A 26,228-nucleotide genomic window follows, 5' to 3' on the forward strand; every position below is an offset into this window, starting at 1 on the left:
CCCCGATCGAACCCGTCAAGCGTTCATCAAGCTTCTTGATCGAGTCCGAATGCCTTGTGCAGTACGCGCACCGCCAGTTCGAGATATTTCTCGTCGAGCACGACCGAAATCTTGATTTCCGAGGTCGAGATCATCTGGATGTTGATGCCCTCTTCCGCCAGCGTGCGGAACATGGTCGAGGCGATGCCCACGTGCGAGCGCATGCCGACGCCGACCACCGAGACCTTGCAGATCTTGTCGTCGCCGGAGATCGACTTGGCGCCGATATGGCCCTGCACGCCCTCCAGGATGGCCAGTGCGCGCTGGTAATCGTTGCGCGGCACGGTGAACGAGAAGTCGGTGTGGCCTTCGATGCCGACGTTCTGGATGATCATGTCGACGTCGATGTTGGCGTCGGCCACCGGACCGAGGATCTGGTAGGCGATGCCCGGCTTGTCCGGCACGCCGGTGACGTTGATGCGCGCCTCGTCGCGGTTGAAGGCGATGCCCGAGATGATGGCCTTTTCCATATTGTCTTCTTCCTCGAATGTGATCAGGGTGCCCTCGCCTTCCTCCTGGAAGCTCGACAGCACGCGCAGCTTGACCTTGTACTTGCCGGCGAATTCGACCGAGCGGATCTGCAGCACCTTGGAGCCCAGGCTCGCCATCTCGAGCATTTCCTCGAAGGTGACGGTCTTGAGCCGGCGCGCTTCGGGCACCACGCGCGGATCGGTGGTGTAGACGCCGTCGACGTCGGTGTAGATCTGGCATTCGTCGGCGCCGAGCGCGGCCGCCAGCGCGACGCCGGTGGTGTCCGAGCCGCCGCGGCCGAGCGTGGTGATATTGCCGTCCGCATCCACCCCCTGGAAGCCGGCCACGATGACCACCCGGCCGGCCTTGAGATCGCCGCGCATGGCGGCGTCGTCGATGTGCTGGATGCGCGCCTTGGTGTGGGCGCTGTCGGTCAGGATCTTGACCTGGCTGCCGGTATAGCTGCGCGCGTCGAGGCCGATATCCTTCAGCGCCATCGCCAGAAGGCCGATGGTGACCTGTTCGCCGGTGGAGATGATCACATCGAGCTCGCGCGGATCGGGCTGGGCCTGGACCTCCTTGGCGAGTGCGATCAGGCGGTTGGTTTCGCCGCTCATGGCCGAGACGACCACGACGACGTCGTGCCCCTGGCCTTTGTATCTGGCGACGCGGCGGGCGACGTTCTTGATCCTGTCGGGCGAACCCATCGAGGTGCCGCCGTATTTCTGGACGATCAGCGCCATGCACTTCCCTCTGGCATGTAAAGAAAAGACTCTGAATCTAAAGAAAGCGCCCTGTGAAGACAAGGCGCGTGCGGGAGGAGAAGCTAGAACTTTTGGACCGGGGCAAAGCACCGACGGCTATATTCTGCCGCCGCGGAATCGGCGCGGGCCGGATCGCCTCAATGATGGTGGCCGCTGCAGCGGGCAGCGCGGCGATGGCGGTAGTGGGCGAACAGGAGGAAGACGACGGCGATGCCCAGCAGCACCAGCAGACCGGTCTGGCCGCGGCCGACCCACATCAGCAGCCACTCGCGGTTGTAAGCGCCGAAATAGCCGAGATAGACCCAGGCCGGCACGCTGATCAGCGCAGCCAGGCCGTCGAGCAGCAGGAAGCGCCAGTACGGCACGCGCCGCGTCATGCCGGCGGTGAGGAAGATCGCACTGCGCAGGCCCGGCAGGAAACGGGCCACGAACATCAGGCGGTTGCCGTAGCGGGCGAACTTGTCCTGCACCGCGCAATAGCGCGCCGGCGTCAGCAGCTTGGCGACGAAGCGCCAGGCCAGCACCTTTTCGCCGAACAGCCGGCCGATGGTGAACATCGTCGCATCGCCGATCAGCACGCCGAGCATGCCGACCACCACCATCCAGTGCACGTCGGCATAGCCGAGCCCGGCGATGACGCCGCCGGCCACCAGGCTGATGTCTTCGGGATGGGAATGCCGAAACCGCAAATCAGCAATACCGTGAACACCGCGAGATAGCCGTAGTCGGTGAACAGGCTCAAGAGGATGGTGAGGAAATCCATCTTTGCGGGACGAAGAAAGGGTCGCCATATTAGCACAGGCTGTCGTAGTGGCCGGCAGCGGCGGTTTGCATCGCCGTGCCCCGGCGAGGGATGCGCATCCTCCGGCCACCGCCCGATACAGGAACCGAGCGACGGCTGGCGAGCGGCTCCTGCGCGCAGACTGCAATTTCATCGAGGATTCGCGCCATCTATGGTAGAAGACGCGCTTTCCCGCCCGACGATCGTCCGCATGAACCGAGGCTTCTACACCATCCTGCTGGCGCAGTTCCTGTCGGCACTGGCGGACAACGCGCTGTTCATCGCGGCCCTCGCGCTGCTCAAGAGTCAGCAGGCGCCCGAGTGGCACCAGTCGATGCTGCTGTGGTGCTTCACCGTGTCCTACGTGCTGCTCGCGCCTTTCGCCGGCTCCTTCGCCGATTCGATGCACAAGGGCCGGGCGATGATGATCTGCAACGGGATCAAGCTGTTCGGCTGCGTCGGCATGCTGTTCGGCCTGCCGCCGCTGCTGGCCTATGCGGTGGTCGGTTTCGGCGCCGCAGCCTACTCGCCGGCCAAGTACGGCATCATCACCGAGCTGCTGCCGCACGAGCAGCTGGTCGCCGCCAACGGCTGGCTCGAGGGCGCCACGGTGGCCGCCATCATCTTCGGCACGGTGATCGGCGGCCTGGTCGCCGGCCCGCGCATGGCCGACTGGCTGGCGGCCTCGCCGCTGTCGATGCTGTCGGCGCCGGTGTTCGCCATCATCGTGCTGTGCCTGCTCTATCTGCTGGCCGGCTGGGTCAATCTCTACATTCCCAAGCTCAAGGTCGAGCTCAAGCCGATCCATTTCAATCCGGGCTACCTGGTGCGCGAATTCGCCGACTGCCTCGCACGGCTGTGGCGCGATCCGCAGGGCCAGCTGTCGCTGTCGGTCACCACGCTGTTCTGGGGCGCCGGCGCCACCATGCGGCTGGTGGTGATCAACTGGGCGGTGATCTGGCTCGGTTTCAATCTCGAGGAAGCGACCCGGCTGGTCGCGGTGGTGGCCTTCGGTACCGCCGCCGGTGCTCTGGTCGCCGGCCGCTTCATCCCGCTCAAGGATGCCTTCCGCGTATTGCCGGCCGGCATCGCGATGGGCGCCATGGTGGTGTCCATGCTGCTGATCCACGACGTGATGGTGGCCGCGGTGCAGATGTTCCTGGTCGGAGCGCTGGCCGGCTTCTTCGTCGTGCCGCTCAACGCGATGCTGCAGCACCGCGGCCATATGCTGATGGGCGCCGGCCACTCGATCGCGGTGCAGAATTTCAACGAGAACCTCGGCATCCTGGTCATGGTCGGCGCCCATGCGCTGCTGGTGCGCTACCTCAGCGCGCCGCTCAGCGACACCATGCACGGCCACGCGCTCGCCTACTTCCAGCACGCCGGCGGCGTTCCGCCGATGCACGGCATCATCATCGGCTTCGGCCTGCTGGTGATGCTGACCATGGTCTACATCACCATCCGCTACCGCCGCGGCCTGGCGGCCGGCATCATGCACGACTGAACGCCGCCCTTCTCGCCGACACACACGCAGGAAACCACCGACATGATCGAGATCACCGACCTGGCCGCACTCGGCCGCACCCTGCCGGTCGACCACGACCACCTGCTGACGCGGATCAAGGACGGCGCCGCGCTGCTGATCCATCTCGCGCCGCCGGTCGAATACCCCTACGAGGCGCACCAGGTCGAAGAACGCATCGTCTGCCTGCACGGCCAGCTCGCCTTCGAGACCGAGGCCGGCGAACGCTTTCCGCTCACTGCCGGCCAGATGGCCAGCATCGCGCCGGGTACGCGCCATCGCTTCGCCGCCAGCAGCGATGCGGTGATCTTCACGCTGTTCGGCGGCGCCTGAGGCGGCCGGCGCGCGGCCTCTCTCTAAATAGATAAATACGAAAGGAGCCGCGCAAGGCGGCTCCCGATCGGCAGGACGCGCGGCGGCGCTCAATGCTTGCCGGTACTGCCGAAGCCGCCCTCGCCGCGTTCGCTGGCGTCGAACTGCTCGACGAAATTGAAGCCGACCTGCACCACCGGCACCACCACCAGTTGGGCGATCCGCTCGAGCGGCTGCACCACGAAGGTCTCGGTACCGCGATTCCACACCGATACGAACAGCTGGCCCTGGTAGTCCGAATCGATCAGGCCGACCAGATTGCCCAGCACGATGCCGTGCTTATGGCCCAGGCCCGAGCGCGGCAGGATGATGGCCGCGTATTGCGGATCGGCCAGGTGGATGGCCATGCCGGTCGGCACCAGCGCGGTGGCGCCGGGCGCCAGCGTCAGCGGCGCCTCCAGGCAGGCGCGCAGGTCCAGGCCGGCGGCGCCGGGCGTGGCGTAGGCCGGCGGCTGGTGCTTGAGGCGCTCGTCGAGCAGGCGGACGTCGATCTGTTTGGTCATGACTGGTACTCACGGTAAAGCTTGGCGGCATGCCGCACGATGGTGCGCGCGATCTCCTGCTTGGGCGCGCGCGGCAGTTTGTGCTGGCCCTGGTCGTCGAGCAGCCAGACTTCGTTGTCGTCGGCGCCGATCGCCGACTGGACCTGGTTGGCCACCAGCAGCGGCAGCTTCTTGCGGCGGCGCTTCTGTTCGGCGTATTCGAGCAGGTTCTCGCTCTCGGCGGCGAAGCCGACGCAGAACGGCGGCGCGGCCAGGCCCGCCACGTTGGCGAGGATGTCCGGGTTGGGCGCCAGTTCCAGCGTCAGGATGTGCGCGTCCTTCTTGATCTTCTGCGCCGACGGGTTGAGCACGTAGTAGTCGGCCACCGCGGCCACGCTGACGAAGATGTCGATCTTCGCCACCTCGGCGTTGACGGCCGCCAGCATGTCCTTGCTGCTCTCGACGTCGATGCGTTTCACGCCGGCCGGCGTCGCCAGCGCGGTCGGCCCGGCGATCACCGTCACCTCGGCGCCGGCCTCGAGCGCGGCGCGGGCGATGGCGAAGCCCATCTTGCCGGAACTCGAATTGGTGATGCCGCGCACCGCGTCGATGCGCTCGAAGGTCGGCCCGGCCGTGATCAGCACCCGGCTGCCCTGCAGGTATTTGGGCTGGAAGAAGGCCTCGACGTATTCGAACAGCGCCTCGGGCTCCAACATGCGGCCGAAGCCGGTCTCGCCGCAGGCCTGCTCGCCCTGGTCGGGCCCGAGCACGATCACACCGTCCTGTTCGAGCTGGGCGACGTTGCGCAGATTGGGCGGGTTCTCCCACATCTGGCGGTTCATCGCCGGCGCCACCAGCAGCGGGCAGTCGCGCGCGCTGCACAGCGTGGACAGCAGGTCGTCGGCCGCGCCGTGGGCGATCTTGAACATGAAATCGGCCGTGGCCGGCGCCACCAGGATCAGGTCGGCGCCGCGCGGCAGATCGATGTGCGCCATATGGTTGTCGATGCGGTTGTCCCACAGGTCGGTGAACACCGCCCGGCCGGACAGCGCCTGGAAGGTGGCCGGCGTGACGAAGCGGGTGGCCGCCTCGCTCATGGCGACCTGCACGTCATAGCCCGCCTTGACGAACAGGCGGGTCAGTTCGGCCGCCTTGTAGGCCGCCACGCCGCCCGTTACGCCGAGCAGGATGCGTTTGGGCCGGGGTTGCGCCTCGCGCATGGGAATTCCTTTGCAAATGAGCTGGGGTAGGCCGAAAGTGTAATTCATCGCCCTACTCCGCCCTAATCCGTGATCCAGACCGGGATCCAATCGACAGACAAGAAGAGCAAGACATGGCAATCACCGACTGGCCCATGGCCGAGCGCCCGCGCGAGAAGCTGCTGCATCGCGGGGCCGCAGCCCTCTCCGACGCCGAACTGCTGGCGATCTTCCTTCGCGTCGGCGTCCCCGGCAAAAGCGCCGTCGACCTGGCTCGCGAGCTGCTGTCGCGCTTCGGCTCGCTGACCCGGCTGTGCCACGCCAGCCGCAGCGAGCTCGCCGCCGTGCGCGGCATGGGCGCCGCCAAGTTCGCCCAGCTCCAGGCCAGCGTCGAGATGAGTCGCCGCGCACTCAAGGAAGAGCTGTCGCGGCCCGAGGTGATGAGCAATCCGCGCGCCGTGCGCGACTACCTGCGGCTATGGCTCGGCGGCGAGGCGCGCGAATGTTTCGGCGCCCTGTTCCTCGACAGCCAGCACCGCCTGCTGTCGGCCGAGCTGCTGTTCCTCGGCACGCTGGACCAGGCCGCCGTGCACCCGCGCGAACTGGCGCGCCGCGTGCTCACGCTCAATGCGGCGGCGGTCATCGTCGCCCACAACCATCCGTCCGGCGTGGCCGAGCCGAGCGCCAGCGACATCGCGCTGACCCACCGGCTGACCGAGACGCTCGCCCTGCTCGGCACCCGGCTGCTCGACCATTTCGTGGTCACCAGCAGCGAAGCCGTTTCCCTGGCCGAACGCGGATTGATCCAGGCCAGCCGCAAGATCGGCTTTATCGACTGATCGAAATGTTAACGTAACCACATACGAACCCAGCATGCCACCCGCCCCTCCGATGATCGCCCTGGAGCGCCGCGCGCAAGGCGCGCATGTGTTCCGGCCGCCCATCGGCTTGTTACCCGTCCGCTACCGCAACCGCAACGCTTGGCCATCAAGTTGTCGTCGTTCCCGCCGATAAACCCGGCATAAAAGGCCGTGACAGGCGGCCAGGAGAACGATCATGAAAATCCAGCAATCCCAGGTGCAGCTCGCCGGGCAGCACGAGGCTGCGCGCCAGCATCAGGTCCAGTCCAGCGTGAGCATGGAGACGCGCAACGCGGTGGCCGCGCCGCGACAGGCCGACCGGGTCGACCTCTCGGCCGAGGCGATGGCGGCGCAGCAGGCCGAAAGCAGCCTCGACCTGCGCAGCCAGCTCGAAAACAACCCCTTGTGGAAACTGATCAAGCAGCTGGTCAAGAAGCTGACCGGCCGCGACATCGATCTCGACGACATCGTGCCGAGCCAGCGCGGCGGCGGCGCGCAGCAGGCCGCCCCGGCCAGCCAGACCAGCCAGGCCGCAAACGGCGTCGAGTGGCAGGTCGACTACCACTACCGCGAGGAAGTGCACGAAACCGAGTACACCCAGTTCGCCGCGGCGGGCAGCGTCACCACCGCCGACGGCCGCCGCATCGACTTCAGCGCCTCGCTCGAGCTCTACCGCGAATACAGCCAGGTCAGCGAAACGCGGCTGACCATCGCCACGCCGGGGATGAAGAAGGATCCGCTGGTGATCAACTTCAACGCCCCCTCGGCCAGCCTGAGCCAGGACAAGATCGATTTCGACGTCGATGCCGACGGCAAGCTCGACAAGGTCTCCTTCGTCGGCAGCGGCAGCGGCTTCCTCGCGCTCGACAAGAACGGCGACGGCAAGGTCAACGACGGCAACGAGCTGTTCGGCGCGCAGAGCGGCGACGGCTTCGGCGACCTGGCGCAATACGATGACGACGGCAACGGCTGGATCGACGAAGGCGACGCGGTGTGGGGCCAGCTCAAGCTGTGGGTGCGCGACGAGCAGGGCCAGGACGCGCTGACGGGCCTGGCCGCGATGGGCATCGGCGCGATCCACCTCGGCAGCGCGCAAACCGACTTCTCGCTGACCGACCAGCAAAATCAAGAACATGCCCAGATCAGGCGGTCCGGAATTTATATTCGCGAAGACGGCCAGCTCGGCACGGTCCAGCAAATCGATCTCGTCGCATAAGGGAAAACCCGCCGCAAACCCTTGCTCCATGCGGTATCCATGGCCGCAACACTAGGGTTCCCCGCGCGTTGACAAGCGCAAAAACAAGGGCGCAATATTCCGCACGCATTTTGGCTCACAGGGAAGTCCCGCCAAGGGGTGGGACTTCTGTCCATTCGCAGTATCGCGTTTAGTCAAAAGGGGAACATACATGACCTTGGCTCGTTACAGCCTGATCGCTACCGCCGTCCTGGCACTGGCCGCTTGCGGCGAGAAGAAAGCCGAACCGGCGGCCGACGCCGCGCCTGCAGCCGCACCGGCCGCAGCGCCCAGCGAAGAAGTGATCAAGATCGGCCACGCAGCACCGCTCACCGGCAACATCGCCCACCTGGGCAAGGACAATGAAAACGGTGTCCGCCTGGCCATCGATGAGCTCAACGCCGAAGGCGTCGAGATCGGCGGCAAGAAGGTCAAGTTCGAAATGCTGTCGGAAGACGACCAGGCCGACCCGAAGACCGCCACCACCGTGGCCCAGCGCTTCGTCGACGCCAAGGTCGCCGGCGTGATCGGTCACCTGAACTCGGGTACCACCATCCCGGCCTCCAAGATCTACTCCGATGCCGGCATCCCGCAGATCTCCCCGTCGGCCACCAACCCGGCCTACACGCAGCAAGGTTTCAAGACCGCCTTCCGCGTGATCGCCAACGACGTCGCCCAGGGCGGCGCGCTGGGCGAATTCGCCGCCACCAACCTCAAGGCCAAGAAGGTCGCGATCATCGATGACCGCACCGCCTACGGCCAGGGCCTGGCCGACGAATTCGAGAAGGCCGCCAAGGCCAAGGGCGTCGACGTGGTCGGCCGCGAATTCACCACCAACCAGGCCACCGACTTCATGGCGATCCTGACCACCATCAAGGGCAAGAAGCCCGAAGTGGTGTTCTACGGCGGCATGGACGCCCAGGCCGGCCCGCTGGCCCAGCAGATGAAGAAGCTCGGCATCAACGCCAAGCTGATCGGCGGCGACGGCTTCCAGACCGGCGAGTTCATCAAGCTGGCCGGCGACAACGCCGAAGGCCAGTTCGCTTCGCAGCCCGGCATGCCGAAGGACAAGATGCCTGGCTTCGCGGCCTTCAACGACAAGTACAAGGCCAAGTTCAACACCGACATCCAGATCTACGCGCCGTTCACCTACGACGCGACTCGTCTGATGGTCGAGGCGATGAAGAAGGCTGGCTCGGCCGACCCGGCGAAGTACCTGCCGGAGCTGGCCAAGACCGATTACCAGGGCGTGACCGGTCCGATCAAGTTCGACGACAAGGGCGACATCCTGGGTGGCCAGGTGACCGTCTATCAGGTCAAGGCGGGCAAGTGGGAAGCCGTCGCGACCGTCGGCGGCGCGCCTGCGCCGGCAGCGGCTGCGGCGCCTGCCGAACAGCCGAAGCAGTAAGCCTCTCCCCAAAAGGCGGCGTCGAAAGACGCCGCCTTTTTCACTTCCGGTTTTCCCCAACTACAACGGTATTCACACCGCAGTCACAATCCGGCCGCGCCGATAAATATAAATCCACCGGCGCAGGGGTTTCGTGCCCACGAGGTACGAATTCGGGGTTCTCCCGCACGCACACAGACGAGGAGTCAACGCGTGGACATTTTCATCCAGCAACTCATCAACGGCCTGGTCGTCGGCAGCATTTATGCGCTGATCGCTCTCGGCTACACCATGGTCTACGGCATTCTTCAACTGATCAATTTCGCTCACGGCGAAATCGTGATGATGGGCGCCATGATCACCATCTCGGCCATCCAGGTGCTGACCGCCAGCGGAGTTGCGCTGCCCGGCCCCCTGATGGTCATCGCCGGCCTCCTGATCGCCATTCCGATCACGATGCTGCTCGGCTTCCTGATCGAGCGCATCGCCTACCGGCCGCTGCGCAAGGCGCCTCGCCTCGCCCCGCTGATCACCGCCATCGGCATCTCGATCGTGCTGCAGCAGCTCGCAGTGCTGATCTGGAAGAACAACCCGCGCTCCTTCCCGGACCTGCTGCCGCATGAGGCCCACAACTTCATGGGCGCCATCATCACCGACCTGCAGATCGTGATCGTGGTGCTCGCCATCCTGATCATGGCAGGCCTCCTGGTGATGGTCGAAAAGACCAAGCTCGGCCGCGCCATGCGCGCCGTGTCGATGAACCAGGCGGTCGCCAGCCTGATGGGCGTCAACATCAACTACGTGATCTCGATGACCTTCGTGATCGGCTCGGGCCTCGGCGCCATCGCCGGCGTGATGGTCGGCGCCAACTACGGCCTGGCCTACCCCACCATGGGCTTCATGATCGGCCTCAAGGCCTTCACCGCGGCCGTGCTCGGCGGCATCGGCAACCTGGCCGGCGCCGTGGCCGGCGGCATCCTGCTCGGCGTGATCGAGAGCGTCGGCGCCGGCTACCTCGGTCCGCTGACCGGCGGCGTGCTGGGCAGCCACTACCAGGACATCTTCGCCTTCATGGTGCTGATCCTGGTGCTCGTCTTCCGCCCGTCCGGCCTGTTGGGCGAACGCGTGGCCGAACGCGCCTGATCTCCGGGAGACCATAGACATGCAAGCCATCAAGCAATCCAAGCCCGCCGCCTACGCCGGCATGGCCATCTTCGCCGTGGTGCTCGCGGTGCTGCCCTTCATCATGGGCGGCGTCCTGGGCAACACCTGGATCCGCAACCTCGACCTCGCCATGCTCTACATCATGCTGGCGCTCGGTCTCAACATCGTGGTGGGCTACGCCGGCCTGCTGGACCTCGGCTACATCGCGTTCTACGCGGTCGGCGCCTACACCTACGCGCTGCTCAACTCGCCGCACCTGGCGCCGTTCCTGGCCGGCACTTCGTTCGAGTGGATGCTGCACGCGCCGATCTGGTTCGTGCTGCCCGTGGCGGCGCTGCTGGCCGGCCTGTTCGGCGTGCTGCTGGGCTCGCCCACGCTCAAGCTGCGCGGCGACTACCTCGCCATCGTGACGCTGGGCTTCGGCGAGATCGTGCGGCTGTTCATGAACAACCTCGACCGCCCGATCAACATCACCAACGGCCCGCAAGGCGTGAACCTGATCGAACCGGTGAGCCTGTTCGGCCACAAGTTCTCGCAGGCGATCACGGTGTTCGGCATCGAGTTCCGCAACGTCCACCTGTACTACTACCTGTTCCTGGCGCTGGCACTGCTGATCATCGTGGTGTCGATCCGGCTGCAGAGCTCGCGCATCGGCCGCGCCTGGGTCGCCATCCGCGAAGACGAGATCGCCGCCCAGGCGATGGGCATCAACACCCGCAACGTCAAGCTCCTGGCCTTCGCCATGGGCGCCAGCTTCGGCGGCGTGTCGGGCGCGATGTTCGCCAGCTTCCAGGGCTTCGTCTCGCCCGAGAGCTTCATCCTGATGGAATCGATCGTGGTGCTCGCCATGGTGGTGCTCGGCGGCATGGGCCACATCCCCGGCGTGATCCTCGGCGCGGTGCTGCTGTTCCTGACCCCCGAAGTGCTGCGCGACATCGTCAACCCGCTGCAGGACAAGCTGATCGGCGAGCGCGTGGTGAATCCGGAGAACCTGCGCATGCTGCTGTTCGGCATTGCCCTGATCTTCGTGATGCTGGTGCGCCCGGAAGGCCTGTGGCCGTCCAAGCGCCGCAAGGCCGAGTTCCACGAGGCCGAGGAAGAAGCCGCTGCTGTCGACGCCAAGAAGGAGGCCGCCCATGTCTAATTCCGCCAAGACCGAGCTGCTGCTCGAGATTTCCGGCATCCACAAGCGATTCGGCGGCCTGCATGCGCTCAACGACGTCGCGCTGTCGATCAACAAGGGCGAGATCTACGGCCTGATCGGCCCGAACGGCGCCGGCAAGACCACGCTGTTCAACGTGCTGACCGGCCTCTACCAGCCCGACGAAGGCAAGTTCACCTTCAAGGGCATCGACCTGTTCCGCAAGAAGCCGAACGTGGTGGTCGAGAGCGGCATCGCCCGGACCTTCCAGAACATCCGGCTGTTCCACAACATGACCGCGCTGGAAAACGTGATGGTCGGCCGCCACGTGCGCACCTCGGCCAGCGTGGTCGGCGCCGTGCTGCGCGATCCGAAGACGCGCAAGGAAGAGAGCGAGATCCGCGATCGCGCCCTGTCGCTGCTCGAATACGTCGGCATCAAGAAGCACGCCACCGAATTCGCCAAGAACCTCTCGTACGGCGACCAGCGCCGGCTCGAGATCGCCCGTGCGCTGGCGACCGATCCGCAGCTGCTGGCGCTCGACGAACCGGCCGCCGGCATGAACCCGAAGGAGACCGACGACCTCAAGAAGCTCATGGAGAAAATCCGCAACGATGGCGTGACCATCCTGCTGATCGAGCACGACGTGAAGCTGATGATGGGCCTGTGCGATCGCATCGCCGTGCTCGACTACGGCAAGAAGATCGCCGAAGGCGTGCCCCAGGAGGTCAAGAGCAACCCGCGCGTGATCGAGGCCTACCTCGGCGCGTCGCCGGAATGAGTCGGTGAGGACATAGCATGAGCGAACAAAAGACACTGCTCGAAGTCAAGGGCCTGCAGGTCGCCTACGGCGGCATCCACGCGGTCAAGGGCATCGACCTCGAGATCAAGCAAGGCGAGCTGGTCGCGCTGATCGGCGCCAACGGCGCCGGCAAGACCACCACGCTGAAGACGCTGGTCGGCATGGTCAAGCCGGCCGCGGGCACCATCCGCTACGACGGCCAGGACAGCACCCGCATCCCGGTGCACCACTACGTCTCGCGCGGGCTGGCCATGGTGCCGGAAGGCCGCGGCATCTTCCCGCGCCTGACGGTGGAAGAGAACCTGTACATGGGCGCCTACTATCGCAACGACAAGGCCGAGATCCAGAAGGACCTCGAACGCGTCTACGAACTGTTCCCGCGCCTGAAGGAACGCTACAAGCAGCTGGCCGGCACGCTGTCGGGCGGCGAGCAGCAGATGGTGGCCATGGGCCGCGCCATCCTGTCGCGCCCCAAGCTGCTGCTCTTGGACGAGCCGTCGATGGGCCTCGCGCCGATCATCGTGCAGAAGATCTTCGAGATCATCCGCCAGATCGCCGCCGAGGGCGTGACCATGCTGCTGGTGGAGCAGAACGCCAAGCTGGCGCTCAAGACCGCCAACCGTGGCTACGTGATGGAAAGCGGCCGCATCACCTATGCCGACAGCGCCGAGGCGCTGCTGGCCAACGAGAAGGTGCAGCACGCCTATCTCGGCGAGTGAGTTCGATCACAGGGAAGTACGTTCGGCCCGCCTCGTGCGGGCCGTTTTTATTCGCGGCCACGGCGAGTGCTAGGATGCCCTCCCCTACCCTGCCGCAGGAGGTTGCCATGTCCCCATCGTTCGGTGCCGTCATCGTCGGCGACGAGATTCTGTCCGGCCGGCGCGAAGACAAGCATCTGGCCGCGCTGGCCAGAGAACTGAACGGCCGCGGACTCACGCTGAGCTGGGCGCGCTACGTCGGCGACGACCCGGCCGCCCAGGCCGCGCTCTACCGCGAGACGCTGCAGGGCGACGCCATCGTATTCAGCTTCGGCGGCATCGGCGCCACGCCGGACGACCACACCCGTGCGTCCGTCGCCGCCGCGGCCGGCGTCGCGCTGATCCAGCATCCCGAGGCCACCGCGCTGATCGAAGCACGCTTCGGCGAGGCAGCCCGGCCTCACCGCATCCGCATGGCGCAGCTGCCGGACGGCTGTACGCTGATCCCCAACCCGGTCAACCAGGTCGCCGGTTTCACGCTCGGCCGCCATCACTTCGTGCCGGGCTTCCCCGACATGGCCTGGCCGATGCTGCGCTGGGTGCTCGATACGCATTACGCCGGCCTCGGCGAAGCGCGGACGACCCTCGGCTTCATCGTGCCCGGGGCGAAGGAAGGCGATCTGATCGAGACGATGGAGCGCATGGTCGCCGCCCATCCGGAGGTGCGGCTGTCCTGCCTGCCGAGCTACGGCAACGCGCGGCATGCCGGGCCGCATATCGAGTTCTCGTTCACCGGCGCGCCGGAAGCGGCGCGGACGGCGAGCGACGCGCTGCGAGCGGCCTTGGCGGAACGCGGCTATGCGACCCTCGCCGCGCCCGGCGCGAGCTGAGCGGGGCCGTGTGCGGCCGCCGGGCTAGCGCAGCGAGCGGCCGGCCCGCATGGCCGCCACGCTGTCGCGGATCAGGTGGCCGGCGATGCTGAAGCGCGGCGGAATGCCCGGCAGCGCGTCGATATGGAACCAGCCGGCCTCCTCGATCTCGCCGGGCTGCGGCACGATCTCGCCGCCGACCCATTCGGCCGTGTAGGCCAGCATCAGGCTGTGCGGAAACGGCCAGCTCTGGCTGCCGTAGTAACGCAGCCGGTCGACGCGCACGCCGACCTCCTCCATCACCTCGCGCGCCACGCATTCCTCGACCGATTCGCCCGGTTCGACGAAACCGGCCAGCGCACTGAACACCCCGGGCGTGAAGCCGGGCGAGCGCGCCAGCAGGACTTCTTCGCCGCGCCACACCAGCGCCATCATGGCCGGACTCAGCCTCGGGTAGGCGACCTGCCGGCAGGCTGGACAGGCGCGCGCACGCTCCGCCTCCATGCGCTCGGTCGGCGTGCCGCAGGCGCCGCAGAAACGATGCGCGCGATCCCACTCGATCACCTGGGCGGCACGCGCCGCCAGCATCATCAAGGGCGCATCCAGGCCCATCATCGCGCTGCGCAGCGGTACCGCGCGCCAGCCGGCCGGCTCGGCCTCGAGCGTGCAGGCCCAGCAGTCGCGGCCTTCGAGCCGGCCGAGGTAGTGGGCATCGGCCGCCGCCGCGGCGAATTCCGGCCAGGCCAGCGGTGCCAGCTCGATGGTTTCGGCCTCGCGCACCAGGAAGCGGCCGGCGACGAAGGCAAAGCGCCAAACCTGCTCGCTGGCGGGTTCGACGGGACGGATCGAAGGCTGGAAAACGGCCATGGACGGGACACCAGACGGGAAAGCGGCAGTATATCGTCCACCGTCATCGCTTATAGTGATTGCATACGCCATCATCATTGGCAGCACGAGCACAGGGGAGATTCATACATGCCGCAATTCAGGGACTGGTCGCTCAAGGCCAAACTGCTGGCGATGTTCTTCGTCGCCAACCTGATCACCGGATTGTTGTACACCGGCTACGCCTACTACCTCAAATCCCAGGCCGTCCTGGCTGGCATCGACGGCCGCCTGGCCGCCGCCGCCAACGCGGCGCCGGACCTGGTCGGCGACAGCTACCTGCAGCGCGGCAACGGCGCCAACACCATTTCCGACAGCGAATACACGCGCAACGGCGTCAAGCTCGACCAGTTGACCGACAAGGTCGGGCTCGCCCACCTGTATTTCATGACGGTGAACAACGGCAAATACGTCTTCCTCGCCGACGCCTTCAACGAGGAAGAGAAGAAGAAAGAGCTCTACCGCAAGCATTTCACGGCCCATCCCGCGCCCACGGCCGGCCTCAAGCGCGCCTTCGCGCAGAACAGCCAGAACTACGACGAATACAGCGACCAGTACGGCCATTTCCGCTCGGTCTTCATTCCCAAGAAGACCGAACAGGGCCTGCTGTACGTGATCGGCGCCGACGTGAACATCGACCACGTCGCGGCCGAACTGCGCAGCACGCTGATCCAGTCGCTCGGTATCGGCGCGGTCGGTTTCCTGATCGGCATGGGTATCTCCTATGGCCTGGTCACCCTGCTGGTGCGCCGCGTGCAGGGCATCAGCGGCACCATCGACCGCATCGCGCGCGACAAGAACCTGGCGCTCAAGGTCGACGCCAGCCAGCGCGACGAGCTCGGCAATATCGCGCGCAACCTCAACGAGCTGACCACCAGCTTCCGCGCCGCGCTGGCCGAGGCCAAGTCGGCCGCCAGCGGCAATGCCGCGCTGTCGACCGAGTTCGCCGAGCAGACCGCCGCGATCTCGCAGGACACCATCGGCGCGTCCGAAGGCCTCGACGAAGTGACTCGTCGCGCCGACGAGATCGCGGCGGTGACCGCCAACTCGGCCGAACGCGCCGGCAGCCTGAGCCGCGAGATCGGCCAGGTCGAATCCAAGCTGGCCGAGGCGCGCCGCCAGATCGAATCGATGACCGGCCAGATCGAGGCCGGCGCACGCGCCAACCGCGAATTCACCGGCGCGTTCCAGACGCTGTCGACCAATGTGCGCGAGATCACCGGCATCCTGCGCACCATCGCCGACATCTCGGACCAGACCAACCTGCTGGCGCTCAATGCCGCCATCGAGGCCGCCCGAGCCGGCGAACAGGGCCGCGGCTTCGCCGTGGTGGCCGACGAGGTGCGCAAGCTGGCCGGCCAGACGCAGGAGACGCTGGGCAAGACCAACGACATGGTCAATCGCATCCTCTCCACCATCGAAGCCACCAGCCGCCAGGTGAACGACCAGGCGCGCCAGATCGACGGCCTGGTCAGCGCCTCGAGCACCGTCGACGAGGCGATCGCCAGCACCGCCGAGCTGATGGCGCAGACCAGCGGCGTGGTCGGCGAGACCGCGACCGATGCCGACGCGGCACGGCAGGCGGTCGAGGCGATCCGCGGCGCGCTCGGCGCGCTCAACGACACCATGCACGCCAACCGCGACAAGGCCGAAGGCATGGGCGAGGCGGCGCGCCGGCTCGGCGAGACCTCGACCCGGCTCGACCGTACGCTGGCGGTGTTCCGCACCGAATAGCGGCGTAGGCCGACCAAAACAAACGGCGACCTTTGGGTCGCCGTTTGTTTTGGGAATACCTGGATACGTCGGGTCAGCTGACGATCTCGACGATCTCCACCCCGATCTCGTAGCACACGCCGCGCTCGACCTCGTGGCAGCGCCGCACCCGCACCCGCGCCGTCATCGGCTGCGGCGCCAGGTTGGCACCGCGCGGCGGCATCACGGTGACCTCGAGTTCCTCGTCGTGCTTGGGCACGAAGCTGCTCTGCAGCGTCAGGCCGCCGACCGACAGGTCGGTGCAGGTGCCGTAGTGGCTCGGGCCGAGATCGAGGGTACGGATCCGGGCCGGGCAGATGACCGGTACGCGACGCGCGGTGCGCTGGTCGCGGCTCATGCGGATGACCTCGGGGCGATTGGCTTCATGGTGAAAGGAAGGGACTGGAAACTACATCAGAATAAGCTAAACCAGCCTCATCCGGCCACCCTGCGTCCTCGACCGACGGTTTGTCCGCCGCGCTGCAGCCGATGTATATTGAACAAAGCTGATCCACTTATAAAAGACAGGAGCCCACGATGGCCGATCTCAACGCGGTACGGAACTTCAGTTCCAGCATGTCGCAAAGCCTGCACGAATCGGTGCGGCTGGTGATGAACGATGTGCAGGCCAACGTGAACCGCCTGGACAACAAGAAGCAGGCCATCTCCCAGGCAGGGCTCGAGCGGGTTCAGCAAGCCAACCAGACATCCAGCATGATGGCCAAGCAGCGCAGCAAGATCGACGTCTACGTATAAAGGACGCGTGCGATAGACCACGGGCCGCTCAAAGCGGCCCGTTTCCTTTTCCGCCGCCGTTCCGGCCGGAATCCGGCGTGCGCCGGGCCGTATAATCCGCGCCCATGACCACCGAAACCTACGCCGTCGACCATTACGAGAATTTCCCGGTCGCCTCGCTGCTGCTGCCCCGGCCGATGCGCCGGCCCGTCTCCATCGTCTACCGCTTCGCGCGCAGCGCCGACGACTTCGCCGACGAGGGCGAGCGCACGCCGGCCGAACGCCTGGCGCTGCTCGACGGCTACCGCGCCGAGCTCGACCGCATCGAAGCCGGCCAGGCCCCTCAGACACCGCTGTTCCGCGATCTCGAACGCGAGGTCATCCGCGCGTGCGACGTGCCGATCGGGCTGTTCCGCGACCTGCTCGACGCCTTTTCCCAGGACGTGGTGAAAACCCGCTTCGCCGACTTCGGCGAGGTGATGCAGTACGCGCGCCGCTCGGCCAACCCGGTCGGCCGCATCGTGCTGCACCTGGCCGGCCAGGCCAGCCCGCGCAACCTGGCCTGGTCCGACGGCATCTGCTCGGCGCTGCAGCTGATCAACTTCTGGCAGGACATCGCCATCGACTGGCGCAAGGACCGCATCTACCTGCCGCAGGACGAGATGGCGCGCTACGGCGTCGACGAGGCCGCCATCGCGGCCGGCCGCAACGACGGCCCCTGGCGCGCGCTGATGGCCTTCCAGCTCGACCGCACGCGCCGCATCCTGCGCGCCGGTTCTCCGCTCGGCACCGCCCTGCCCGGCCGGCTCGGCCTCGAGATCCGCCTCACCGTGCTCGGTGGCGACCGCATCCTGCAGAAGATCGCGGCGGTCGACTACGACGTGTTCGAGCGCCGGCCGACGCTGACCGGGCGCGACTGGCCCGGACTGGTGCTGCGTGCGCTGTTGCCGCGGCGGATCCGCTCATGAGCCTGTTCCGCTTGCTGCAGCGCGCCTGCGGCGGACGCAGCTGGAGCGTCCGCCTCGGCGCCGTCGCCGCACTGGCGGTCGCAGCCTTCATGGCCTGGCAAGGCGAACTCGGCGGCGCCTTCGGCGCACCGGTGGCCGGCACCGAGCTGCACGGCCGCGTCATCGGCGTGGCCGATGGCGACACGCTCGAAGTGCTGACCGAAGCCGGCCAGCGCGAACGCGTGCGGCTGGCCTATATCGACGCGCCCGAGCACGACCAGCCCTGGGGTACGCGTGCCAGGCAAGCGCTGGCCAAGCAGGTGTTCGGCCGTGCCGTCGTCGTGCGCGAACATGGCCGCGACCGCTACGGCCGCCTGCTCGGCGACGTGCTGGTGGAGGGACGCGACGTCAGCGAAGCCCAGCTCGCCGCCGGCATGGCCTGGCACTACCTGCACTATGCGCGCAAGGATCAGCCTGCCGACTCGTTCGAACGCTATCAGGACGCCGAGCGTACTGCACGCAACCGGCAGGAAGGGCTGTGGCACGACGACGCGCCGACCGCGCCTTGGGACTTCCGCCACGCCGGCCGGCGCTGAGCCTCAGCGCTTGGTCAGATTGGTGATCAGGCCGCTCGCCACGATCAGCAGCATCGCCAGGCAGCTGGTCGCGCTGAGCGCGTCGCCCCAGATCAGCCAGCCGAACAGGCTGGCGCCGACCACGGTGGTATAGGCCAGGCTGGCCACCGCCAGCGTGCGGCCGCAGCTGTAGGCGCGCGTCAGCGCCAGCTGCGCGGCGGTGGCGCAGCCGCCCATGCCGATCAGCAGCCAGACGTTGCGCCAGGTGACCGGGCTGAAGCGGTCGAACACCATCCAGACGCCGGCCGCCGCGGTCGCGATCAGCGAGAAGTAGAACACGGTGCGCCACTCAGGCTCGCCCGACTCGCCCAGCATGCGCACGTTCAGATAGGCGATGCCGGCGCCGAAGCCAGACCCCAGCCCGAGCAGGCCGGCCAGCCACTGCTCGCGCTCGAAGGTCGGCCGCAGCAGCAACACCGCCCCGACGAAGCCCAGAGCGACCGCGCCCAGCAGTTGCGGCGACGGGCGCTCGCGCAGCCAGAGCGTGGTGAGCAGGGCGAGGAATAGCGGCGAGGTGTAGTTGAGCGTCACCGCGGTGCCGAGCGGCAGGTGCACGATGGCGTAGAAATACAGCATCAGCGAGGCGGTACCGGCGATCGCTCGGGTGAACTGCTTGCCCAGCACCGGCGAAGCCAGCGAACCGCCGCGCAGGACCACCACGCCGCCGACCGCCAGGAGGCCGATGAAGCAACGGTAGAACACCAGCTCGGCCGGGCTGAACTGGCCGGCGCCGAGCTTGACGAACACGCCCATGCAGGCGAACAGGAAGGACGCGACCAGCATCCAGAACGGACCTGAGCGGGACAAGGCGGGCGGAACTCGAAGCATGGCCGCATTCTACCGTGCCGCCCCTCCCCGCCCTGCCGCTGCACCGCAATATAAGCGCCGCCCCGGCGTTCAGGCCTTGAGCATCAGCGCGCCGGACAGGAGCTTGAGCAGCTCGCCCTGGCGATGGGTGCCGGTCTTCCAGAACATCGACTTGAGCTGGGTGCGCACCGTCGAGACCTGGACCGACAGGCGAGCGGCCGCCTCGCTCGGCGTCGCGCCTTCGAGCAGCAGCGCCGCCAGCCGGCATTCGGCCGGCGAGAGACCGTACAGGGCGGCCAGCACGTCGAGCGGCTGCGCTTCCGCCGCGTTCGGATCGTGCGCCATCAGGAGCGCCAGCGGGCGCTGCCAGTCGACCACCAGCGGCGAATCGGCCGGCAGCGGCGCCACCAGCACCGTCAGCCGGCCGCCGTCGGGCCGGTCGAGCGCCAGCGCGCCGCTCTGCGCCGTGCGCTTGGTCGCGTCCTGCAGGCGCTGCGCCAGCCGGGCCGCCACGCTGGCGGTCTCGGCCACCAGCTTGCCGTTCCGGACCGACACGCCCGGCAGCACACCGCCCTGTTCGGCCGCACTGTTGGCGAACAGCACCCTGCCGTCGGCATCGACCACCCACAGCGGCGCCACCAGCCGATCGAGCGCCTGGCGGGCGACCGCGGCCTGCATGCGCAGGCGCGAAAACTCGGTGGACAGCCGGCAGGCCAGCTCCAGGTGCGGCGACAACCGGCTCAGCAGCTCCAGCTCGGCGGCGCCGAAGACCTGCGTGCCGATGCCGCGCTGGAAGCCGATCAGGCCGTCCGTGATGCCGTCGTCGAAGGTCCGGGTGCCGACGATGTGGCGCAAGCCGTTGGGCAGCATGTAGCGCTGGAAGAATTCATCGCCGGCGACGAAGCGGTCGTCGAAATGCTCGTGCTCGGCCACCCAGCGGCCGACCGGATAGCGGCTCACCACCGCCGACCACGGATCGAGCGCGATATAGCGCTCGATGTAGGCACGCCGGACCGACTCCTCCAGCCCGAAGGCGTGCCATTGCGTCGGCATGCCGTTCGAGCGATCACGCAGGTAGAACGCACCGGAACAGGCATCGACGGCTTCGCCGATGCGCTTGAGCAATCCTTCCCATTTCGACGGCTCGAGCACCGCCGCATGGATGGTGGTGACCAGCGTGTCGTATTGTTTCAGCTTGTTATCGACCATCTGCGGTCGCTCCCTCGCGACCCTGGCATATCTGACATGCCGCAGTATTCTTTCCTGGACTACGTGGCATAAGCCTTTCGGCAGAAATGGCCTCGCCTGACTTTATGTCGACAGAGCCTAACAGCGTTGCGGCAATATTCAAGATGATTCCGTAGCAAGCCCAAATGTCCACCATATGGGGATGACGGCCCCATTGCAGGCGACTACATTCAAGTCTCCGCCCGAGGAGGAGGAATCTCGGGGAGGGGAAGTCCCTCGCGGCCGGCGACCTAGTCGATGGCCATCGGATTCCGCAGCGAGACGCCTCAACGATCGGCGCCATGCGGAAACAAAAAAGGACGGGCGACTCAGATGAGTCGCCCGATCCATTTCCACCGTCCGATTTCCCGGCGGCTGATCCGAAGATCAGATCAGGTTCTGCTCGGCGACCCCGACATTCATGTCCAGCACCCGGCTGCCGCTGTCCGCATCCTTCGACAGCGGGCTCGCACGGCGGTTTTCCATCTCGGCCAGGTAGGCCTCGTCGACATCGCCGGTGATGTACTCGCCCGAAAAGCACGAGGTCTCGAAATACGAGATCTTGCCGCCGCTCGCATCGGTCACGGCCTGCACCAGCGCATCGAGATCCTGATAGAACACCGCGTCGGCGCTGATTTCCGCGGCGATCTGCGCGTCGTTGCGGCCGGTCGCGATCAGCTCGGCGCGGGTCGGCATGTCGATGCCGTAGACGTGCGGATAACGGACCGGCGGTGCCGCGGACGCGAAATACACCTTGTTGGCGCCGGCTTCGCGCGCCATCTGTACGATTTCCTTCGAGGTGGTGCCGCGCACGATCGAATCGTCGACCAGCAGCACGTTGCGGCCGGCGAACTCCACCGCGATCGGGTTGAGCTTCTGCCGGACCGACTTCTTGCGCGTCGCCTGGCCCGGCATGATGAAGGTGCGGCCGATGTAGCGGTTCTTCTGGAAGCCCTCGCGATACGGCAGGCCGAGGTGGTTGGCCAGCTGCAGCGCGCTGGCGCGGCTGGTGTCGGGGATCGGGATCACCACGTCGATGTCGAGCTCGGGCAGCTCGCGGCGGATCTTGTCGGCCAGGTTGTCGCCCATGTTGAGGCGGGCCTGGTAGACCGAGATGCCGTCCATGACCGAATCGGGCCGGGCGAAATAGACGTGTTCGAAGATGCAGGGCACCAATTGCGGCTTGTCGGCGCACTGGCGGCTGTACAGCTCGCCGTCCATGGTGATGAAGATCGCCTCGCCCGGAGCGATGTCGCGCACCATCTTGAAACCCAGCGTATCGAGCGCGACCGATTCGGATGCGACCAGCAGCTCGCGGCCGTCGGCGGTGTCGTGCTCGCCGAGCACCAGCGGCCGGATGCCGTGCGGATCGCGGAAAGCCACCAGGCCGTAGCCGGCGATCACCGCCACCACCGCGTAGGCGCCGCGCACCCGGCGATGTACCGCGGCGATCGCGTCGAAGATCGTGTCGGGCTTGAGCGCGAAGCCGACCACCCGCTTCTGCAGCTCGAAGGCGAACACGTTGAGCAGCGCTTCGGAATCGGAATGCGTGTTGATGTGCCGCAGATCGTTGCGGTACATCGCCTCCTTCAATTCCTTGTGGTTGGTCAGGTTGCCGTTGTGGGCCAGCACGATGCCGAACGGACTGTTGACGTAGAACGGCTGCGATTCGGCCAGGCTCGAGGCCGAGCCGGCGGTCGGATAGCGCACGTGGCCGATGCCGACGTTGCCCATCAGCGAACGCATATTGCGCGTGCGGAACACGTCGGCCACCAGGCCCTGCCCCTTGTGCATATGCATCACGCCGTTGGGTTCGGCCGTAACGATGCCGGCGGCGTCCTGGCCGCGATGCTGCAGGACGAGCAAGCCGTCGTAGAGCAGTTGGTTAACGGGTGTCTTCGCCACCACACCGAGAATGCCGCACATGATGCTTCCTTGCTTTACTGAATCCGGAACCGGCCGGCGGCCGGCTCATTCAAACTTGATACGGCTGGCCAGCTCGGCCGGCAGCCAGGGCTTGAGCGTAGCCGCCAGCGCCTCGAGCGGCGGGCTGAACATCGCATCGCGCCAGATCGGCTGGCGCGGCAGCGTGGTCATGCCGGCCACCAGCACCAGTGCCAGCGTGATCAGCACGCCGCGCGCCAGGCCGAACACCGCGCCGAGCAGCCGGTCGACCGGCGCGAGGCCGGTCGCCTTGATGAACTGGGCCAGCGTGATGCGCACGATGGCCGAAACGAACCAGACGCCGAGCAGGATGCCGACGAAGCCGCCGATCAGCCGCAGCTCCGGCGTCGGCACGTCGGCCGGCAACATCGCCCCGACCGTCGCGGCATAGCGCTGCGCTAGCCAGAAGCCGAGCACCCAGGCCGCCAGCGACAGGATTTCCGACAGCCCGCCCCGCAGCACCGCCAGCAGCACCGAGATGCCGAGGATGGCCAGTACCGCGTAGTCGAAGCCGGTCATTTACCGATGACGCTGCTGGTCACGCCGACGCCGGCCAATCGCTCGTGCGCCTTGTCCGCCAGCTCGCGGCTGGCATAGGGGCCGGCGCGCAGACGAGTCAATTCGCCCTTGTCGGTCCGCACCGTCTCGGACTGCAGTCCGACGCCGGCGCCGCGCGCCTTGGCGATCAGCGCGTCGGCCTTGCTCTTGTCGGCGAAGGCGCCGATCTGGAGATAGAACTTGCCGGCCGGCTTGTCGTCCGCCTGCGGCACAGGCTTCTCGGTCGGCTTGGCGGCGGTGTGGGCGGGCTCTTCGGCGCCGGCCAGGATGCGGGCGGGATCGCGCTTGGGCTCGGTCGGGCGGGTTTCGGATGGCTTCTCGGCCGGCTTGGCCGGTTCGGGCCGCAACTCGGGTCTGGGAGTGGGCGTCGGCAGCGGGGTCGGAACCGGCGTCGGCTTCGTCGGCACGACCTGCGGCGCGAGCGTCGGCGCGGGTTGGCTGGAGGGTGCCGCCGGCGGTACGGCCTCGACGGCGGGCACCGGATGAACCGTCCCCGACAGCGCCGGCGTATTGCTGACGATGGCGACCGGCTGGGTCACCAGGCTCTGCGGCGGCTTGTCGTCCATCACCGTCCACAGCACGACCAGGGCGGCGAGGACCAGCGCGATGGCGCCGACCAGGCGGCGGCGCGCACGTTTCTTGAGGGCAGTGAGTTCTTCGCTGATCGGGGCGTCGGCCATGGGCGATGGTCAGCGTGGTCCGAGCGCGAGGACGCCGGCCACGGTATAGAACGATCCAAAGGCCGCGATTCTATCATTTTCGCCGGCCGCCGACCGCGCGGCGGCGAAGGCCTCGGCGATCGAGCCGTGGATCTGCACCCTGCCCTGCGCGCCGGCCGCTACGATCGCCCGCGCCAGCGCCTCGGCCGTGGCCGCGCGCGGCGTATCGAGGGTCGCCACGTGCCAGACCTCGATGCGGTCCTTCAGGCAGGCCACCACGCCGGCGATGTCCTTGTCGGCCATCATGCCGAACACCGCATGGGTGGCCTGGAAGAAGCCTTGGTTGAGCAGGTTCTGCGCCAGCGCCGCCGCCGCGTGCGGATTGTGGGCCACGTCGAGCACGATCGACGGCCGGCCCGGCAGGACCTGGTAGCGCCCCGGCAGTTCGACCTCGAGCAGGCCGCGCTTGAGGTCGCCGATGCCGACCGGCAGGCGCGCGTACAGCGCATCGAGGATCGCGATCACCAGGCTGGCGTTGCCGAGCTGGTAGGCGCCGCGCAGCGCCGGGAACGGCAGGCCGGGCTTCTGACCGTTGCGGCCGCGCCAGCGCCACTGGGTGGTCTCGTTGACATAGCCGAAATCGCGGCCGATCAGCTGCAGCTCGGCACCGATCCGCTCGGCCTGCTCGACCAGCGCGCGCGGCGGATTCGGATCGGCGCAGAAGGCCGGCTTGCCCGGCCGGAATATGCCGGCCTTCTCGAAGCCGATGCTCTCGCGGTCGTCGCCGAGAAAGGCCTGGTGGTCGATATCGACGCTGACCACCGCGGCGACGTCGGGCTCGAACACATTGACCGCGTCGAGCCGGCCGCCGAGGCCGACCTCGAGCACCGCTACCTCGACGCCGGCCGCGATGAACTGGTGCATCGCGGCCAGCGTGCCGAATTCGAAATAGGTCAGCGAAGTGTCGCCGCGGGCCGCCTCGACGGCGCGGAAACCCGCCACGATGGCCGCGTCGTCCGCCGGCAGCAGGTCGATCGCGACGCGCTCGTTGTAATGCAGGATGTGCGGACTGGTATAAGTGCCCACCTTGAAGCCGGCCGCGCGGTACGCGGCGGACAGCATGGCGCAGGTCGAACCCTTGCCGTTGGTGCCGCCAACGACCACCACCGGGAAATCGGGCGCCAGGCCCATCGCGTCGCGCACGCGCGCGACACGCTCGAGGCCCATGTCGATGGCGCTGGGATGCAGTTGCTCGAGGTGGGCCAGCCAGGCGGCCAGGCTGTCGGCGTCGAAAGACATGTCGGATGCGCGCTCGCGGGCGCCCTCAATGGATCGGGGGACGCGAAGGATATAAGGCTTTCGCCCGTTTGTATCCTTCGCGTCCCCCGCGATCGGCCAAAGGCGGAATCAGGCGATGGCCGGCTGCCGCATCAGCAGGGTCAGGAGATCGGCCAGCTTCTGGCGCAGCTCGCGGCGATCGACGATCAGGTCGATCGCGCCCTTCTCCAGCAGGAACTCGGCGCGCTGGAAGCCTTCCGGCAACGTCTCGCGCACGGTCTGCTCGATCACGCGCGGGCCGGCGAAGCCGATCAGCGCGCCCGGCTCGGCCAGCACCACGTCGCCGAGGAAGGCGAACGAGGCCGACACGCCGCCCATGGTCGGGTCGGTCAGCAGCGAAATGAAAGGCAAGCCCCTGTCGGCGAGCTTGGTGAGGATCGCGCTGGTCTTGGCCATCTGCATCAGCGACATCAGGCCTTCCTGCATGCGCGCCCCGCCCGAGGCCGACACGCAGATGAAGGGACAGCCGTTGTCGATGGCGGCCTGTGCGCCGCGCACGAAGCGCTCGCCGACCACCGAGCCCATCGAACCGCCGATGAACTTGAATTCGAACGCGGCGATCACCACCGGCAGCGAATGGATCGCGCCCTGCATCACCACCAGCGCATCCTCTTCGCCGCTCGAGTCGCGCGCGGCGTCGAGCCGCTCGGGATAACGCTTGGAATCCTTGAACTTGAGGAAATCGGTCGGACGGACCTCGCTGCCGATCTCGACCCGGCCTTCGACGTCGAGCATCAGGTCCAGCCGGCGCCGCGCCGATACGGCATTGTGATGGCCGCACTTGGGACAGACGTCGAGGTTGTTGTCGAGGTCGGTGCGGTACAGCACCGCCTCGCAGGCGGAACACTTGCTCCACAAACCCTCGGGCATCGACTTGGACGGACCGGTGGGCTTGGCCTTGATCTTGGGGGCAACAGCTTTTGCAACCAACTCATGCTTCATCGTCTCCGGCGCCG

26 protein-coding genes and 1 pseudogene are annotated in these 26,228 nt (G+C 67.0%); 14 read left to right on the forward strand and 13 right to left on the reverse strand.

Going from position 1 to position 26,228, the window contains the following annotated elements:
• Positions 1-26 precede the first annotated feature (26 nt).
• Together H9L41_RS13575 and H9L41_RS13580 are read right to left on the reverse strand one after the other, a co-directional pair.
• Positions 27-1,253, reverse strand: coding sequence for an aspartate kinase (locus H9L41_RS13575; RefSeq protein ID WP_028446867.1), 1,227 nt, complete (start codon positions 1,251-1,253; stop codon positions 27-29).
• Between the two features lie 158 nt (positions 1,254-1,411).
• Positions 1,412-1,924: a DedA family protein gene (locus tag H9L41_RS13580; RefSeq protein ID WP_265583774.1), complete on the reverse strand. Its 513-nt coding sequence runs from the start codon at positions 1,922-1,924 to the stop codon at positions 1,412-1,414.
• 342 nt (positions 1,925-2,266) lie between these two features.
• Between H9L41_RS13580 and lplT the strand changes: the two genes are divergently transcribed.
• Positions 2,267-3,559, forward strand: coding sequence for a lysophospholipid transporter LplT (lplT, locus tag H9L41_RS13585; protein ID WP_028446865.1), 1,293 nt, complete (start codon positions 2,267-2,269; stop codon positions 3,557-3,559).
• A 42-nt stretch (positions 3,560-3,601) separates the two neighbouring features.
• On the forward strand, positions 3,602-3,910 hold the full coding sequence (locus H9L41_RS13590) for a cupin domain-containing protein (protein WP_028446864.1): 309 nt from the start codon (positions 3,602-3,604) through the stop codon (positions 3,908-3,910).
• Positions 3,911-3,999: 89 nt separating this feature from the next.
• Here the strand turns inward: H9L41_RS13590 and dut are convergent, their stop codons facing one another.
• On the reverse strand, positions 4,000-4,452 hold the full coding sequence (gene dut, locus H9L41_RS13595) for a dUTP diphosphatase (RefSeq protein ID WP_028446863.1): 453 nt from the start codon (positions 4,450-4,452) through the stop codon (positions 4,000-4,002).
• Positions 4,449-5,651, reverse strand: a complete 1,203-nt coding sequence (coaBC, locus tag H9L41_RS13600; RefSeq protein WP_028446862.1) for a bifunctional phosphopantothenoylcysteine decarboxylase/phosphopantothenate--cysteine ligase CoaBC — start codon at positions 5,649-5,651, stop codon at positions 4,449-4,451. Before coaBC ends, dut begins: the two co-directional genes overlap by 4 nt.
• Before the next feature lie 113 nt (positions 5,652-5,764).
• Between coaBC and radC the strand changes: the two genes are divergently transcribed.
• The 8 genes from radC (at position 5,765) to H9L41_RS13640 (ending at position 13,806) form a co-directional block, all read left to right on the forward strand.
• Complete coding sequence (gene radC, locus H9L41_RS13605) at positions 5,765-6,469, forward strand: RadC family protein (protein WP_028446861.1); 705 nt, start codon at positions 5,765-5,767, stop codon at positions 6,467-6,469.
• A 217-nt stretch (positions 6,470-6,686) separates the two neighbouring features.
• Positions 6,687-7,706, forward strand: coding sequence for an SPM autocatalytic domain-containing protein (locus H9L41_RS13610; RefSeq protein ID WP_028446860.1), 1,020 nt, complete (start codon positions 6,687-6,689; stop codon positions 7,704-7,706).
• A 190-nt stretch (positions 7,707-7,896) separates the two neighbouring features.
• Positions 7,897-9,132, forward strand: a complete 1,236-nt coding sequence (locus H9L41_RS13615) for a branched-chain amino acid ABC transporter substrate-binding protein (RefSeq protein WP_028446859.1) — start codon at positions 7,897-7,899, stop codon at positions 9,130-9,132.
• Positions 9,133-9,324: 192 nt separating this feature from the next.
• Positions 9,325-10,254, forward strand: a complete 930-nt coding sequence (locus H9L41_RS13620) for a branched-chain amino acid ABC transporter permease (protein ID WP_028446858.1) — start codon at positions 9,325-9,327, stop codon at positions 10,252-10,254.
• Positions 10,255-10,273: 19 nt separating this feature from the next.
• The gene (locus tag H9L41_RS13625; protein WP_051319148.1) at positions 10,274-11,419 is read left to right on the forward strand and encodes an ABC transporter permease subunit; all 1,146 of its coding nucleotides are present in this window, start codon (positions 10,274-10,276) and stop codon (positions 11,417-11,419) included.
• On the forward strand, positions 11,412-12,197 hold the full coding sequence (locus tag H9L41_RS13630) for an ABC transporter ATP-binding protein (RefSeq protein WP_028446857.1): 786 nt from the start codon (positions 11,412-11,414) through the stop codon (positions 12,195-12,197). Before H9L41_RS13625 ends, H9L41_RS13630 begins: the two co-directional genes overlap by 8 nt.
• A gap of 17 nt (positions 12,198-12,214) precedes the next feature.
• Positions 12,215-12,937: an ABC transporter ATP-binding protein gene (locus H9L41_RS13635; RefSeq protein WP_034607386.1), complete on the forward strand. Its 723-nt coding sequence runs from the start codon at positions 12,215-12,217 to the stop codon at positions 12,935-12,937.
• 107 nt (positions 12,938-13,044) lie between these two features.
• A complete protein-coding gene (locus H9L41_RS13640) occupies positions 13,045-13,806 on the forward strand; it encodes a competence/damage-inducible protein A (protein ID WP_028446855.1) in 762 nt (253 codons plus the stop codon).
• 24 nt (positions 13,807-13,830) lie between these two features.
• Here the strand turns inward: H9L41_RS13640 and nudC are convergent, their stop codons facing one another.
• Entirely contained in the window at positions 13,831-14,652 is an 822-nt protein-coding gene (nudC, locus tag H9L41_RS13645) for an NAD(+) diphosphatase (RefSeq protein WP_028446854.1), read from the reverse strand.
• Between the two features lie 108 nt (positions 14,653-14,760).
• Between nudC and H9L41_RS13650 the strand changes: the two genes are divergently transcribed.
• Complete coding sequence (locus H9L41_RS13650) at positions 14,761-16,404, forward strand: methyl-accepting chemotaxis protein (protein ID WP_028446853.1); 1,644 nt, start codon at positions 14,761-14,763, stop codon at positions 16,402-16,404.
• 73 nt (positions 16,405-16,477) lie between these two features.
• Here H9L41_RS13650 and H9L41_RS13655 read toward each other — a convergent pair whose 3' ends face one another.
• Entirely contained in the window at positions 16,478-16,780 is a 303-nt protein-coding gene (locus H9L41_RS13655; protein ID WP_051319147.1) for a PilZ domain-containing protein, read from the reverse strand.
• Between the two features lie 179 nt (positions 16,781-16,959).
• Here H9L41_RS13655 and H9L41_RS13660 point away from each other — a divergent pair, with 179 nt between their 5' ends.
• The 3 genes from H9L41_RS13660 to H9L41_RS13670 all read left to right on the forward strand — a co-directional run bounded on the left by H9L41_RS13660 (position 16,960) and on the right by H9L41_RS13670 (position 18,700).
• Complete coding sequence (locus tag H9L41_RS13660) at positions 16,960-17,178, forward strand: hypothetical protein (protein ID WP_028446851.1); 219 nt, start codon at positions 16,960-16,962, stop codon at positions 17,176-17,178.
• A gap of 104 nt (positions 17,179-17,282) precedes the next feature.
• On the forward strand, positions 17,283-18,125 hold the full coding sequence (gene hpnC / locus H9L41_RS13665) for a squalene synthase HpnC (RefSeq protein ID WP_028446850.1): 843 nt from the start codon (positions 17,283-17,285) through the stop codon (positions 18,123-18,125).
• Positions 18,122-18,700 (forward strand): thermonuclease family protein, encoded by a 579-nt coding sequence (locus H9L41_RS13670; protein ID WP_157462022.1) that lies wholly within the window; start codon positions 18,122-18,124, stop codon positions 18,698-18,700. The genes hpnC and H9L41_RS13670 overlap by 4 nt, the downstream gene beginning before the upstream one ends.
• A 3-nt stretch (positions 18,701-18,703) precedes the next feature.
• Here the strand turns inward: H9L41_RS13670 and H9L41_RS13675 are convergent, their stop codons facing one another.
• The 7 genes and pseudogenes from H9L41_RS13675 to accD form a co-directional block, all read right to left on the reverse strand.
• Positions 18,704-19,522, reverse strand: a complete 819-nt coding sequence (locus H9L41_RS13675; protein ID WP_028446849.1) for a DMT family transporter — start codon at positions 19,520-19,522, stop codon at positions 18,704-18,706.
• 114 nt (positions 19,523-19,636) lie between these two features.
• Positions 19,637-20,755: a helix-turn-helix transcriptional regulator gene (locus H9L41_RS13680; RefSeq protein WP_028446848.1), complete on the reverse strand. Its 1,119-nt coding sequence runs from the start codon at positions 20,753-20,755 to the stop codon at positions 19,637-19,639.
• A gap of 405 nt (positions 20,756-21,160) precedes the next feature.
• Entirely contained in the window at positions 21,161-22,699 is a 1,539-nt protein-coding gene (gene purF, locus H9L41_RS13685) for an amidophosphoribosyltransferase (protein ID WP_028446847.1), read from the reverse strand.
• Between the two features lie 45 nt (positions 22,700-22,744).
• Positions 22,745-23,236: a CvpA family protein gene (locus H9L41_RS13690; protein WP_028446846.1), complete on the reverse strand. Its 492-nt coding sequence runs from the start codon at positions 23,234-23,236 to the stop codon at positions 22,745-22,747.
• The gene (locus H9L41_RS13695) at positions 23,233-23,955 is read right to left on the reverse strand and encodes an SPOR domain-containing protein (RefSeq protein ID WP_028446845.1); all 723 of its coding nucleotides are present in this window, start codon (positions 23,953-23,955) and stop codon (positions 23,233-23,235) included. Before H9L41_RS13695 ends, H9L41_RS13690 begins: the two co-directional genes overlap by 4 nt.
• Positions 23,956-23,964: 9 nt before the next feature.
• Entirely contained in the window at positions 23,965-25,233 is a 1,269-nt protein-coding gene (gene folC / locus H9L41_RS13700; protein WP_028446844.1) for a bifunctional tetrahydrofolate synthase/dihydrofolate synthase, read from the reverse strand.
• A 108-nt stretch (positions 25,234-25,341) separates the two neighbouring features.
• Positions 25,342-26,207: pseudogene (gene accD / locus H9L41_RS13705) on the reverse strand (acetyl-CoA carboxylase, carboxyltransferase subunit beta).
• Positions 26,208-26,228: the final 21 nt, after the last annotated feature.

Origin of the sequence: Chitinimonas koreensis (genome assembly GCF_014353015.1) — a bacterium.
In the GTDB taxonomy this organism is placed as follows: Bacteria; Pseudomonadota; Gammaproteobacteria; order Burkholderiales; family Chitinimonadaceae; genus Chitinimonas; species Chitinimonas koreensis.

What these genes read in the sequence shown, in the direction of transcription:
- H9L41_RS13655 (WP_051319147.1), bottom strand. Translation starts at nt 16,780, where the DNA reads ATGAGCCGCGACCAGCGCACCGCGCGTCGCGTACCGGTCATCTGCCCG.
- H9L41_RS13680 (WP_028446848.1), bottom strand. Translation starts at nt 20,755, where the DNA reads ATGGTCGATAACAAGCTGAAACAATACGACACGCTGGTCACCACCATC.
- H9L41_RS13575 (WP_028446867.1), bottom strand. Translation starts at nt 1,253, where the DNA reads ATGGCGCTGATCGTCCAGAAATACGGCGGCACCTCGATGGGTTCGCCC.
- H9L41_RS13590 (WP_028446864.1), top strand. Translation starts at nt 3,602, where the DNA reads ATGATCGAGATCACCGACCTGGCCGCACTCGGCCGCACCCTGCCGGTC.
- hpnC (WP_028446850.1), top strand. Translation starts at nt 17,283, where the DNA reads ATGACCACCGAAACCTACGCCGTCGACCATTACGAGAATTTCCCGGTC.
- H9L41_RS13635 (WP_034607386.1), top strand. Translation starts at nt 12,215, where the DNA reads ATGAGCGAACAAAAGACACTGCTCGAAGTCAAGGGCCTGCAGGTCGCC.
- H9L41_RS13650 (WP_028446853.1), top strand. Translation starts at nt 14,761, where the DNA reads ATGCCGCAATTCAGGGACTGGTCGCTCAAGGCCAAACTGCTGGCGATG.
- H9L41_RS13615 (WP_028446859.1), top strand. Translation starts at nt 7,897, where the DNA reads ATGACCTTGGCTCGTTACAGCCTGATCGCTACCGCCGTCCTGGCACTG.
- H9L41_RS13630 (WP_028446857.1), top strand. Translation starts at nt 11,412, where the DNA reads ATGTCTAATTCCGCCAAGACCGAGCTGCTGCTCGAGATTTCCGGCATC.
- lplT (WP_028446865.1), top strand. Translation starts at nt 2,267, where the DNA reads ATGAACCGAGGCTTCTACACCATCCTGCTGGCGCAGTTCCTGTCGGCA.
- purF (WP_028446847.1), bottom strand. Translation starts at nt 22,699, where the DNA reads ATGTGCGGCATTCTCGGTGTGGTGGCGAAGACACCCGTTAACCAACTG.
- H9L41_RS13695 (WP_028446845.1), bottom strand. Translation starts at nt 23,955, where the DNA reads ATGGCCGACGCCCCGATCAGCGAAGAACTCACTGCCCTCAAGAAACGT.
- H9L41_RS13610 (WP_028446860.1), top strand. Translation starts at nt 6,687, where the DNA reads ATGAAAATCCAGCAATCCCAGGTGCAGCTCGCCGGGCAGCACGAGGCT.
- H9L41_RS13675 (WP_028446849.1), bottom strand. Translation starts at nt 19,522, where the DNA reads ATGCTGGTCGCGTCCTTCCTGTTCGCCTGCATGGGCGTGTTCGTCAAG.
- H9L41_RS13670 (WP_157462022.1), top strand. Translation starts at nt 18,122, where the DNA reads ATGAGCCTGTTCCGCTTGCTGCAGCGCGCCTGCGGCGGACGCAGCTGG.
- H9L41_RS13625 (WP_051319148.1), top strand. Translation starts at nt 10,274, where the DNA reads ATGCAAGCCATCAAGCAATCCAAGCCCGCCGCCTACGCCGGCATGGCC.
- radC (WP_028446861.1), top strand. Translation starts at nt 5,765, where the DNA reads ATGGCAATCACCGACTGGCCCATGGCCGAGCGCCCGCGCGAGAAGCTG.
- folC (WP_028446844.1), bottom strand. Translation starts at nt 25,233, where the DNA reads ATGTCTTTCGACGCCGACAGCCTGGCCGCCTGGCTGGCCCACCTCGAG.
- H9L41_RS13660 (WP_028446851.1), top strand. Translation starts at nt 16,960, where the DNA reads ATGGCCGATCTCAACGCGGTACGGAACTTCAGTTCCAGCATGTCGCAA.
- dut (WP_028446863.1), bottom strand. Translation starts at nt 4,452, where the DNA reads ATGACCAAACAGATCGACGTCCGCCTGCTCGACGAGCGCCTCAAGCAC.
- H9L41_RS13640 (WP_028446855.1), top strand. Translation starts at nt 13,045, where the DNA reads ATGTCCCCATCGTTCGGTGCCGTCATCGTCGGCGACGAGATTCTGTCC.
- H9L41_RS13690 (WP_028446846.1), bottom strand. Translation starts at nt 23,236, where the DNA reads ATGACCGGCTTCGACTACGCGGTACTGGCCATCCTCGGCATCTCGGTG.
- coaBC (WP_028446862.1), bottom strand. Translation starts at nt 5,651, where the DNA reads ATGCGCGAGGCGCAACCCCGGCCCAAACGCATCCTGCTCGGCGTAACG.
- nudC (WP_028446854.1), bottom strand. Translation starts at nt 14,652, where the DNA reads ATGGCCGTTTTCCAGCCTTCGATCCGTCCCGTCGAACCCGCCAGCGAG.